The organism is Alishewanella maricola (assembly GCF_016343785.1).
Taxonomy (GTDB): domain Bacteria; phylum Pseudomonadota; class Gammaproteobacteria; order Enterobacterales; family Alteromonadaceae; genus Alishewanella; species Alishewanella maricola.
Genome location: NZ_JAEINI020000005.1, coordinates 225,029 through 237,873, shown reverse-complemented (window position 1 = coordinate 237,873; position 12,845 = coordinate 225,029). Strand labels below are relative to the sequence as shown.

Genomic DNA, 12,845 nt, shown 5'->3' with positions numbered 1-12,845 from the left:
TTAATGTTAATCATCCTCAGCAACACAAATGCGATTTCGGCCCGTTTCTTTTGCGTGATATAGCGCGTCATCCGCCGCAACGAGCATCTTTGCCGCATCAGTAAAAGGCTGGTTACTGGTTGAAACCACGCCCGCAGAGAAAGTACAGCTAAAGGTGTTATCCTCAGCCGTAAACTTTAACTGTCTAAACGCATCGAGAATACTTTCAGTTATTTTTTTGGCTTCTTCGGCACCGCAATCGGGTAACACCAGTAAAAACTCTTCACCACCATAGCGACCGGCGCGATCCGTTTTACGGATACGTTTGCGTAATAATGTTGCCAAGGCCGAAATAACCATATCACCAATGGCATGACCATAATTATCATTTACCGATTTAAACAAATCGATATCCAACATCACCACGCTCAGCGGTTGCTGTTCACGCCGGGTACGATCTAATTCTATATCCACAGCACTTTTAATCGAGCTGTGTTTAATTAAGCCTGTTAAACCATCTTTTTCAATTAAGTTTTTAATCTGAATACTGCGTGCTAACCGCACTTTTATTGCTTGTGTTAACTGCGTATCGTCAATTGGCTTGGTTAAAAAATCATCTGCCCCATGTGCCATGGCGCGCAACTGCAGGGATTTGTTAACCTCTGAAGAGAGATAAACAATAGGTATACGCTTCAAAGAGGGATATTGCCGAATCAGCCCTGCTAGCTCAGCACCTGAAATTTCTGGCATATAAATATCCATTAAAATCAGATCGGGCTGAAAGCGCATTAACTCGTTCACAATATCGCGGACATTATTGACAATCGCTGTTTCAATACCGACATTTTGCAAAACTAAAGCGTAATGCTCAGCCAATAAGGTATCATCATCAACAATAAATACCCGGCCAAAACTGCCACTGTGAGTTTCAAGTAACTCAGTAATGGTAGAAATACAGCTAGGGATATCTAAAGGTGCGACAAAAAAGGCATCGGCACGCTGTTGTGCTGCTTTAATACGTAAATCAAAATTATCCTTAGCAGATAAAACCAGCAAACGCGCATGCTTTTTAACTAACTGGTCTAAAAGTAGCGTCTGCTCAAACAACAGGCTGCCGTCAGCTAAAGAAATGGCTGAGAACAAAATAGTCGGTGCGGTGTTTTGCAGTCGCTGCAAGCAATCATCAAAGCCACTAAATAACTCAACTTGCATCCCAAATGCGGTCAACTGCTGGCTAAATTCATCAATAATGGTTTTAGAATCGAGAATTAACCAAATGGTGTTCGGTTGCAATATTATTGGATCAGGAATGCCTAATTCACTGTATTTATTGCGTAAAGCTTTGTCTACAGCAATTCCGAACTCTAATACCGCGCGCTTTAACGAGGGTATGGCTTGCTGTTGATCAACATCCGTTTTGTTAATAATAATTAAGGTTAATTGCTCAATTTGCCGGGCTTGTATACCTAAACTGGCGTATCCAAAGGTACCGCAAGCACCTGCCAATTTATGTGCTTCGGACATGAGCTGTGTTAAAGGCTCTTTGCTGACATCGGCTTTTGCAAGCTTTGCCATACGCGCTAATCGTTCTGGCAAACCGTGCTCAAAACGCTGTCGCAACTGCGCAAACGCTTCAGACGGCGATCGTTTAGCAGGGGTACTATTCATCAGGATCTTCCTGTACAACAGAGATAAAATCAGGTTTTTGACAATATGGTAACACAAAACGGAAGGTGCTGCCCTCTGCAAGAACAGAGTCAAAGCTAATGGTTCCCTGCATTTGCTCAATTAATTCTTTGCAAATGGCTAAACCTAAGCCGGTTCCGCCGGTTTGTCGATTATTGGAACCATCCGCTTGAGCAAAACGTTCAAACACGCGATGTGTAAATTCAGGGTCTATTCCAATACCGTTATCCGTGATCGAGATTTGCACTTTGTCACCCAAATGCTCAGCGTTAATGGCCACTGTACCCTCAGGGTGTGAAAATTTAACGGCATTAGAGATCAAATTAGTCAGTACTTGTTGTAAACGCATGGCATCGGCTAACACACACAGACGGTCATCACATTGCTCAATATTTAAGGTGATTTTATATTGCTCAGCGTAAAGTAATAAATTTTCCAGTGCCTGCTGCAGTTCTGTTGCAACATGCAGAGGTTGAATATTAAGCTGTACCTTACCCGCAGTTAACTTTTCAATGTCAAGTAAGTCATTAATTAAGTTAGATAAACGCCCGGTATTACTGGACGCAATTTGCAACATCTTTTGCATCTTATCGGAAATTTGATCCCTGGCGCCCGCATTTAATAAACTTAACGCCCCTTTAATCGCCGTCAGAGGGGTGCGTAATTCATGGCTTACCGTCGATATAAATTCATCTTTAAGTTGTTGTAATATCATTCGTTCAGTAACATCTTGCACCGAACCTACCAACAATTTTTCGGGGTTTTCGGTCAGTGGCAACAATTTAGCCACTCCATGCACCCAGCAAATGGTGCCGTCTGGGCGAATAATGCGATGGATAACATCATGCACGCCCGTTTCTTGCGCCATTAGCTCACTTTGTTCCACTAACTGACGATCATCCGGATGCACAATACTTTTAAACAAGGCTATGCTCGGCTTGATATCTTGCTCATCAAAACCAAATAATTGATAAATCATCGGTGACCACCATAACTCTCCTGTCACCAATGATGCCTGCCAAAAACCGATGGCGGCATTTTTACTGGCACTATCAAGCCGTTGCTGAGCCATTTTTAATTCACGATTCACCCGTTCTAACTGCAAATAGTATTGTTTAATAGTGGTAATATCTTGAATATAGCCATGCCACAACGTACTGCCATCGGGCATGGCTTCTGGCTGAGACGAACCGGATAACCAAATTATGGACTTATCTTCATTGATCACGCGATACTCATGATACCATTCAGCTAGAGTTAGCCTCGATTGTTCAATACTCTCTACTAAACCGGTTAAATCCTCTGGATGAATTTTAGCAAACGCCATTGATGCATCTTTTTTTAACTGCTCCAAAGAAATACCATAGACTCGCTCCATCGCATTACTTGCATAAGGAAACGCCACACGACCATCTGGCCACTGCTGATACTGGTATACCGCGCCGGGTAATTGTGATGCTAAAGCGGACAACTTGTGCTTAGCGAGCTTTTCTTCAGAGATATCCAAAATAAAACCATCGAGAAAACGCACATTGCCATCTTCGGCGTAATCGGCTTTGCCACGCTCTTCCACCCAATGGATCTCACCGTTTTTGTGTATAACACGGTACTGCAATTGCCAGCTTTGCTGCTCTGCCACTGCTTGGTCCACGGCCTTTTCTAACCAGGCACGATCTTCAGGATGGATTACACTGGCATAAGTACGTACCTTGTTGTTAATAAAGTCACTGGCTGGATAACCCGAAACCGGATCAATACTGCCGCTCATGAACAGCATGGTCCAGTTTTTATCTACCATACATCGATAAGTAATACCGGGAATATTCGATACCAACGCTTGAAACTGATCTCGGCTGGCTTTTATTTCTAATTCTGCCTGTTTTTGGGCAGTAATATCAGCATGGGTACCATACATCATTAATGGCTTGCCATCATCAGTCCAAGAGATTACCCGACCACGGTCATGCACCCAAATCCAATCGCCGGTTCGGTGTCGAATTCGACATTTACAATCATAAAAGGCTGACTCGCCGCGAAAATGCTGTTCTAACAGTCTGTTAGACTGTTCAACATCCCCAGGGTGTGCAAGATCAAACCAGGTAGAAATGGAAATAGGCGCTAACTCAGCTAAAGTGTATCCCGCCATTTCAGCCCAGCGTTCGTTAAACGTGGTTTCGCCGGTTTGAACATTCCACTGCCAAGTCCCTATGCGCGTACCTTCTAATACCGAACGATACATTAATTCTCTTGCCGCAAGCTGTTCATGCGCATGCTCTTGCAGTCGATCATTAATTTCTTGTTCTATAAGCTCCGCAAACTGTTTGAGGCTTTGACGCTCTCGTTTTGATAAACGACGCGGTACCTCATCAATTAAACACAAGGTGCCAATACGTTCATTCGCTAAGGTTAATGGCGCGCCAGCATAAAAACGAATAAAAGGTGACGTTGTCACTAACGGATTATCATCAAACCGTGCATCTTGCTGCGCATCGTACACTTCGAAAACATCATCAGCTAAGATGGCATGGCCACAAAATGAAATATCCCGATGTGTTTCACACACATTTAAACCTTGGCGTGATTTCAGAAACTGACGTTCTCGATCAACCAATGAAATGAGCACAATTTTCACATTGAAACATTGCTGCACTAAACGCGTAATGCGATCAAACCTAGCCTCGGGATCGGTATCTAGCAGCTGTGTTTGCTGTAATATCTGTAATCGACGCTCTTCAGATAAAGGAATTTCTGGTTTTTGCATAATGCCTCGTTACAGCCTTAGCTAGTTTCATCATTTAAACAGGATCCTGGCTTAGCCAGCGCAAAGGCCAACCAGAAAGTACTACCAAGACCATATTGAGAATCAAAACCCACCTGCCCACCCATCTTTTCTGTGAGTTCTTTTGTGATGGCTAACCCTAAACCTGTCCCACCTTTATTTCGATTACTCGAGGCATCGCCTTGGGCAAACTTCTCAAAAATACGTGATTTAAAATCATCCTTAATACCTTGTCCACGATCTATCACTTCAAGCCGAGCTTGATTATGCTCAGCGCTCAACACTAATTTAATTTCACCACCGTGCGGTGAGAATTTAATAGCATTGGATAACAGGTTAACAATAATTTGAATCAACCGCTCTGCATTAACATTAGCATAAACCGCTGGTGACAGAACCTCGATACGAAAACGAATTTGATATTCGTTAGCAAAACTCATCACTCCTTCGACTGCTTTCTCTAATAGTGGTTGTAATAGCTGTATCTGTAATGGCATAACAAACTTACCCGAGATTAACTTCTCGATATCCAGCAAATCATCAATCAATATTGTCAGTCGTTCGCAATTCTGCTCCGCTACCGTTAGCAGCTTTGTGGTTTTGCTATTTAATTCGCAAATTTTCCCAGAGTTAACCAAACGCAAAGAAGCATAAATGGCGGTTAAAGGGGTGCGAAGTTCATGACTTACCGTAGCAATAAACTCGTTCTTCAAACGTTCTGTCCGATGACGTTCTGACACATCACGCGCAATGCCAAGATAGCCGCTAATCTTACCTGAATGATCACGGATCACCGTTACGGTTAGTGATACTGGGATAGGCCGGCCAGATTTGTGTAGATAAGTCCATTCATGCGTTTCCGTTCCTTCTTGTTCGGCTTTAATTACAAAAGCACGAAAACCTTGTACCGGTTCAGCCAGCTCTGCATTAAGTTCTTTAACGCGGTTCATCACTTCTGAAGATTGATGCAAAATTTCTGGCGTTTGCTTTCCTACTAATTCCTCAGCTTGGTAGCCGAGCATTTTCTCTGCTCCAACACTGAAAAACTGAATAACACCGTTGGGATCAGTTGCAATAATCGAAAAATCGGATGCTGCCGATAAAATAGCATTTTGCTGGCTATTACTGTGTTGTAACGCCTCCGTTCGTTGAGTTACTTGTTGCTCTAACTCACATTGCGTTATACGGCTGCGTTGAAAGGCATCGTTTAAATGAGCACTCATCTGTGCCAAGGTTAGCGACAAATTGCTGTACTCCAACACACGACTTTGCGGCATAACGGTTTTTTGTTGCTGAGTAATATCAGCCTGTATGCGCTGACTTGCCACATCAATTCGTTTCAAAGATAAGCTGATTGCTTTGCTTAGCAAGGTACTAATACCTATTGTTAGTCCCAAAAACAACACAAAACGAACCATCTGCTGCGCACTGTCTTGCTCTAATTGCGCAACAACACTCTTTGCGGGCTGCTCTATCACTAACCAAAATTGTTCGTTCTGCCAACGCAAAGGATAAGTAAAAACATACCGACTTTTGCGCCAGTTTTGAATGGGGATGAGTTCTGAACTGGGTTGCCAGTGTTGAAAACCAGTAGATAGTGCGTTCGCTGCATTGGCGGTAATCGTCTGGTTTTGCCCCATCAACTGAGTAAGCTGCTTTTTACTATCTAAGAGTGCCAGCGCGTAACCTCGATCAACAGGTAAACTCGTGGTAAGTTGTTGCAGCTCACTCGGCAACAAAGTTGAGCTGGGTTTTGGTATATGTTCTAGCTGCAATGCAATGACGGCCGAGATCTCTGCCATGCGTTCCACCACCGCTAGCTCGTATAACGCTTTTGATTTTTTAGCATCGAAAATGACGGGTAAACTTCCAGCGAGCAGGGTTGAACTGAGCAGGGTTAGAAAAACCAACTGCCCTAAACTGATTGCGGGTAAGGCAAGTTTTTTACTGAGTGTTTTGTTTAGTTGCATCATTGCAACCAGTACAGCCACAACCAAAGTATTAAAAATACCATTACTAATCTGCTTTAATGCAATCAGCACAGCGGTGTTTGAGGGAGCGTTAAGCACAAGCGCATAACAACCTATTATTACAGGCAACGCTAATAGCCAAAACTGCAAATCTAACAGAACTAAATTCGTCTGATTATTTTTACCATAGCGAAAATTTAACCAGAGTATTTCACTACTGAAAATAAACCAAGCAAAGGGATGCTGCCAGATCAGCACAGTTGCACTTGCAGCAATAATACCGACGACAATAGCCGCTTTTGTTCCAAGCAGTACCAGTGCCAAAACAGCAAAAACAGAGCCAAAAATAAAGTCTATGTCAAAAAAAAGCGGCAATCGTAAAAAATTAAAACCAAAGCCCAACAGCGATAAAAGCAGTATCAGCAACAATTGGGGTAATGTTGCCAACCTCAACCACCCTCGGGCGTGATGTTCAAATTTCATAACAACGTGTTTATTACCTTAGTTAGTGATCTGTGCTTGCTCAAACAACTGCTGCAATCTGTCGCCCAGAGCCATTGGTTCAAACGGTTTGTCTATCACTGCAATAGCTCCTGCATCAAGATAATGCTGCTTCTCAGCTTGCTGAATTTTTGCTGTCATAAAAACCACAGGCACACTAGCAAGTTCTGGTATGGCTCGCAGTGCGGCTAGCGTTTGCATGCCATCCATTTGTGGCATCATGACATCCAATAATATTAATTCTGGATTAAAACCACTTGCTTGAGCCACTGCACTTGCACCGCTGTCACAACTAAGCAGTTCGAAACCAGCAACATCAACCAAAGCGATTTCAGCTACCGCTCGAATCGACTCATCATCTTCTACATGCATTATCCGTTTTAATGCCATAAGAGCCTCACTTAATTTACCTGACGATTTAACTTGTTTGGTAATTAGATTAAATACAAATCAATCCTAGCATACTCTAACAATAGCGCCTGTATATCGCTTTTTGATCTTGCCGTGCTCAGCATGATTTCGAGTTTCGTCACTACTTTTGCGACAAACTAAAAAAACGCTATTTTTCTCATAGAACTTTGCTAAAGTTATTTAAAGAAAGTAGAAAGTTTAAATCGCATGAAGCAAACCGACAAAAATAAATGGCGAGCCATGCAAATTCAATATCGACTGAATTTGCGACACAAAGCAGAAAGTATTCAGCAAAACTGGATGGCACTGCAGCAAAACACCGATCTCGGTGCTTTGACGCAACTGCAACATCTCTCTCATCAACTTGCTGGTTCTGGCAGCATTTATGGCTTTCCGGATGTTTCTCGTTATGCCAAGTCGCTCAACCATTTGTTACAGAGTGTTGAACCGACTAAAGTCAGTAATGACACTACGATAAAACTGCAGCTCGCCGATTTAATTCAGGAGCTTAATAACCACTATACAGATGAATACGTTGCTGATGAGCCTGAAGTACCCTTAGCCGCGTTAGGTTTTAACCACGCTAAAATAGTGTTTGTTGATGATGATACTGACATGCTGCAGTATCATCGAGCGCCATTAGAAGCGGCTGGCTATCATGTTATTGAATTACAAGATATTAAGCAACTTTCTGCGACCGTTGCTGAACAGCAGCCGATTGCTGCAATTTGCGACATGGTATTCCCTGAAGGCGAAACGGCAGGAGCCGATTATCTAATAGCGCTGCGTGAGCAGCAAGGTATTAATTTCCCTGTTATTTTTATTTCTGCTTTTGATACCTTTGACAGCCGGCTAGCCGCAGTGCGGGCTGGCAGTAGTCATTTTTTAGCGAAACCGGTTTCTTCACAGGCATTAATTCAGATGCTGGCGAACCTGTTACAACCACAGGAAGCAAACCCTTATCGGATCTTATTAGTTGATGACGATGCCGATGTATTACGCTTTTATCGTCAAGCCTTACAACTGGCAGGCTATCAAATTTTCTGTACTAACGACCCCAAAAACGCTCTGACTTTAATGATTAAACACCAGCCAGAGTTGGTTTTAATCGATTTACATATGCCGGGTTGTCATGGTTTAGAACTAGGGCAAGTTATTCGCCAACACAATGAATTAGTCAACATTCCTATTGTATTTATGTCAGCAGACGAGAGCACCGATGAAAAACTCGCTGCCGTGCGTTTAGCCGGTGATGAATTTATTCATAAACCCATTGCCCCTTGGCGTTTACTTATGGTGGTTGAAGCCCGCGTTAAACGCAGCCGACTGCTTCAACAGCAAAAGCGCCAAATAATGCGCCAGCCCGAATTAGTGCAGCACCTCGACACCCTTACTGCGCTGCCCACTTTGTGGCTGTTGAAAAAAGATATTGAGCATTTGCAGCAAAATCGCCAGCCTTTTTATATTCTTAAATTGAATCTCAATAAATTTCATTTGGTCAATGATGTATATGGCCATGGCACAGGTGATTTACTGTTGCAAACAGTGGCATGGAAATTAGCACAGCAACTGCGTGCAGAGGATAAATTGTATCGGCAAAATGGCGATGAGTTTTGGCTTTTAATTCACTCAGCAGATGTCAATGCAGTGCAAAAACTGGCAGAAAAATTGCTATTTCAACTCTCGCAACACTCCGAGGCGTTTCATGCCAATATTAATTTATCGGCAAGTATTGGTTTATGCGCTTCTCATGATCAAACAGCTAATGCCGATACATTAATGCAACAAGCCAATATGGCACAACATGAAGCCAAGAAAACACCGGGTTATCAAATTCGCTGCTATAACAGTACGATGCAATCGAACATCAGCAAGCGTTATCAAATACAACAAAGCTTGAAACAAGCCTTATTAGACGAGGCGTTTTATCCCGTTTATCAACCTATCGTAAATAGCCAAGGGATGTTAAAAGGCTTTGAGTTATTGTCACGATGGCAGCACAGCGAGTTTGGTCCGATTGCTCCAGATACTTTTATCCCGCTGCTCGAAGAAGAAGGGCTAATTAGCCTACTCACCCAACAGATGTTGCATAAGGGCTTAGCGCAACTAGCCCAATGGCGTAAAACGCTGCCCGAATTGACGTTAAGTATCAATTTGAGTGTACCAGATATCGCCGATGCGCAGCTGCCTGAATTGCTTCAACAATTACTCCAAAAACAACAATTACCAGCAACAGCGCTCACCTTAGAAATTACCGAAAGCATTTTAATTCAACAAAAAGATCATATTACGAAGAAGCTAGAGCATTTGAAAATGCAAGGCTTTAGCATCGCTTTAGATGACTTTGGTACAGGCTACTCTTCATTAAGTTACTTGAATAACTACACGGTAGATATTTTAAAAATAGACCGCAGCTTCGTGAGTAATTTATCCGACCCAAAAGCCAGACGACTCACCCTAGCGATCATTCATCTGGCCAAAGAACTAGAGTTAAAAGTGACCGCAGAAGGGGTGGAACAATTACAGCAACTCACCATTTTACAAGACGAATATTGCCATTTTTATCAAGGCTATTACTTTAGTAAACCCCTTACGGTTAACGAATTAGAGCAAAGCCAATGGCTAAAACCCTCTTCGCAATTACTTGATAATTAGCTGCACTGATCTAGCACATACATCAGATGCTGATATTCTAAACCACTGTGTCGGCTTAAACCGATTTCACAGGTTCGGCTACTGGATACCCCTCGTGAGCACTCACTTACTTGAGAAGCTAAACTAGATAAAGCCGACTCATTTAATTCAGGCATAAAGAAACCTTTATCTCCGGCAAAACCACAACAACTGATATTGTCAGGCAGCACGACCTGCTCGGTACAAGCGCGAAGTAATGTCATTAGTTTATCTGCTTGCCCTAACTGCTGCGCACTACAACTTATATGCAACGCAATGGGCTGGTTTACCTTGCTGAGTGTCAGCTTTGGCAGCACAAACTCTGTAATAAAGTCGATACTGTCATAGAGTTTTAAGCGTGGATCGAGTTTACCTTGCAAGGTTAAACTACAAGGGCTGGTATCCGAAAAAATAGGGATCTGACCTTGCAAACTATGGTGCAACAACCAGGCGTTAAGTTGCTGTTGCTGCTGTTGTTGCGCGGCAAATTGCCCCTTTGATTGCATTGGCATACCGCAACACTGACTGGCTAAATCGGGGGCCAAAATCAATTGATAGCCAGCCTTAGCCAGTAAGTTGGCACTTACCTGCTGTAGTGAACGGCCATCACTGCTACCTTTAGCAGGCCCCATCACTCGGTTACTACAACTGCTTAAATACAAAACCGGTTTTAAACCCGTTTGCTGGGGCAACACTGGCATGCGGTTGGCGGTGGGCATGGCACTGTGCCACATGGGTGTATTTTTACCCAGTACACCGTAAGCTAACTGCCCCACTCGCAAGCCCAACTTTGCCAACTGAGTTACTTTGGCAAATTGCGTAACGACTTGTCTTGAGATTGGCTGCCACGACTGATTATCTTTGCTGCGTAATTGCCGTGTTAAATCGCCCATATTGATACCCACCGGACAAGCTGTGCTACACATGCCACAAGCTGCGCAACTGGCATTACCTTGATAAGCATAATCTTTTGTTAACTGCTTTAAACGTGCCGGCGCTTGCCCTGTTGTTTGTAAATGGCTAATTTCTCTTTGCACCACAATGCGTTGTCGCGGCGTTAAAGTGAGTTTACGTGACGGACACACCGGCTCACAAAAGCCACATTCAATACATTTATCCACTAACGCATGAGTTGCAGGTAAGGCTTTTAGATGTTGCAGATGTAAGGTTTTATCCTGGCTAAGCACCACATCTGGGTTAAGAATATGCTTAGGATCGAATAACTTTTTAAGCTGCCACATAAGTTGATAAGCCGCACTCCCCCACTCCAACTCTACGAAGGGCGCCATATTGCGTCCAGTGCCATGCTCGGCTTTTAATGAACCACCATACTCAACGGCAACCAAATGCGCGACATCTTGCATAAACGCATCATAGCGCGCCACTTGCTCAGCGTCGTTAAAACTTTGCGTGAACACAAAATGTAAATTGCCTTCCAACGCATGCCCAAAAATAATCGCCTCGTGATACTGATAACGGTCAAATAATTGCTGCAATGCTTGCACACCTGCGGCGAGATCGGCTAACGGAAAAGTGACATCCTCAATGATCACCGTAGTACCGGTTTCACGAACGGCGCCCACCGCTGGAAACGTACCTTTGCGGATCGCCCACAATTGCTCTGATACCTTCGCGTCGGTACTAAAATCAACGCTTTGCTCAAGGCTGAATTGTGCAGATAAGGCGGCTATCTCTGTTAATTGCCGCTGCAAGGCCGCCGGTGAGTTAGCTCGGCTTTCAATCAACAAAGCGGCAGCACCATCGGATAACGTTTTAACCCAAGGGGGTAAACCGGCTTTACCTGATACCGAACGTAAGCTTCGTCGATCTAACAGCTCTACTGCCGCGACCGGCGCCGTTTTCAATAAACTCACTGCGGCACAGCAACTGACAATATCTGGAAAAACCCATAACGCTGTCGCTTTATGCGCATGATCAGCCACGGTGTGATAGGTGACACTGCTGATAAAACCCAAGCAGCCTTCGGAGCCCACCATTAAATGGCTGAGGATATCGATAGGATCGCTAAATTCGGTGAGGGCGTTCAGTGAAAACCCCATGGTATTTTTTAAGCGGTACTTATGGCGAATCTTCGCCAATAACTCGGCGTTTTGCTGAGTTTGCTGTGCCAGTTCTGCCAATTGACGCAGTAATGCCGCATGCGATTGCCGAAAACGCGCCACACTATCGGCCTCTTCGGTATCTAGCACGGTGCCATCAAATAAGACTACCCGCATTCCCGCCAGGGTATTAAAACTGTTTTGCGCCGTACCACAGCACATGCCACTGGCATTATTGGCGACGATACCGCCAATTTTACAACTATTTATCGAGGCAGGATCCGGCCCTATTTTTCGACCATAAGGGGCTAGCCATTTATTCGCTTGTGCACCAATCACGCCGGGGCCTAAACGGATCTGTTCCCCTAAACCAAAAATGCGATATTGCTGCCAATTTTCGCCAAGCACCAATAATACGGAATCCGTTACCGCTTGCCCTGACAAGCTGGTACCCGCAGCGCGAAACGTCACCGCCACTTGGTGTTGCAAAGCCAGTTTTAGCAACGACACCACTTCAAGCTCAGATTCGACTCGCAACACCAATTGCGGATTTAAACGATAGAAGCTGGCATCAGTACCAAAAGCTAAGCAGGATAACGCATCGTCAAACCAACGTTCATTGGGAATAACGGCACGGGCAGAGGCTAAAAAAGCAGGGCTAATAGCAGGGCGGCAACTCACAACATTTACCTAAGAAATCAGTTTTATACTAATTAACAGTTTTTTCGAACAGAGGCTAGCGCTTGTTGTGCTTTGCGGGTGATTTAACGAAGAAAAACCAATGAA

At 43.8% G+C, this 12,845-nt stretch carries 6 protein-coding genes; 1 reads left to right on the top strand and 5 read right to left on the bottom strand.

Going from position 1 to position 12,845, the window contains the following annotated elements:
• Positions 1-6: 6 nt before the first annotated feature.
• Genes JAO78_RS09895 through JAO78_RS09880 form a run of 4 tightly spaced genes read right to left on the bottom strand, consistent with a single transcriptional unit; the run spans position 7 to position 7,305 of the window.
• A complete protein-coding gene (locus tag JAO78_RS09895; RefSeq protein WP_226751184.1) occupies positions 7-1,647 on the bottom strand; it encodes a diguanylate cyclase in 1,641 nt (546 codons plus the stop codon).
• Positions 1,640-4,426: a PAS domain-containing protein gene (locus tag JAO78_RS09890; protein ID WP_226751183.1), complete on the bottom strand. Its 2,787-nt coding sequence runs from the start codon at positions 4,424-4,426 to the stop codon at positions 1,640-1,642. Before JAO78_RS09890 ends, JAO78_RS09895 begins: the two co-directional genes overlap by 8 nt.
• A 17-nt stretch (positions 4,427-4,443) precedes the next feature.
• Positions 4,444-6,861 (bottom strand): PAS domain-containing sensor histidine kinase, encoded by a 2,418-nt coding sequence (locus tag JAO78_RS09885; RefSeq protein WP_226751182.1) that lies wholly within the window; start codon positions 6,859-6,861, stop codon positions 4,444-4,446.
• A 54-nt stretch (positions 6,862-6,915) separates the two neighbouring features.
• Complete coding sequence (locus JAO78_RS09880; RefSeq protein ID WP_226751181.1) at positions 6,916-7,305, bottom strand: response regulator; 390 nt, start codon at positions 7,303-7,305, stop codon at positions 6,916-6,918.
• 228 nt (positions 7,306-7,533) lie between these two features.
• Between JAO78_RS09880 and JAO78_RS09875 the strand changes: the two genes are divergently transcribed.
• Positions 7,534-9,981, top strand: a complete 2,448-nt coding sequence (locus JAO78_RS09875) for a putative bifunctional diguanylate cyclase/phosphodiesterase (RefSeq protein ID WP_226751180.1) — start codon at positions 7,534-7,536, stop codon at positions 9,979-9,981.
• Here JAO78_RS09875 and JAO78_RS09870 read toward each other — a convergent pair.
• Positions 9,978-12,740 (bottom strand): FAD-binding and (Fe-S)-binding domain-containing protein, encoded by a 2,763-nt coding sequence (locus JAO78_RS09870; RefSeq protein WP_226751179.1) that lies wholly within the window; start codon positions 12,738-12,740, stop codon positions 9,978-9,980. The two genes, JAO78_RS09875 and JAO78_RS09870, sit on opposite strands and share 4 nt — an antisense overlap.
• Between the last annotated feature and the right edge of the window lie 105 nt (positions 12,741-12,845).

Excerpts from the sequence above, each read along its gene's own strand:
- JAO78_RS09895 (WP_226751184.1), bottom strand. The coding sequence starts at position 1,647 with ATGAATAGTACCCCTGCTAAACGATCGCCGTCTGAAGCGTTTGCGCAG.
- JAO78_RS09890 (WP_226751183.1), bottom strand. The coding sequence starts at position 4,426 with ATGCAAAAACCAGAAATTCCTTTATCTGAAGAGCGTCGATTACAGATA.
- JAO78_RS09880 (WP_226751181.1), bottom strand. The coding sequence starts at position 7,305 with ATGGCATTAAAACGGATAATGCATGTAGAAGATGATGAGTCGATTCGA.
- JAO78_RS09875 (WP_226751180.1), top strand. The coding sequence starts at position 7,534 with ATGAAGCAAACCGACAAAAATAAATGGCGAGCCATGCAAATTCAATAT.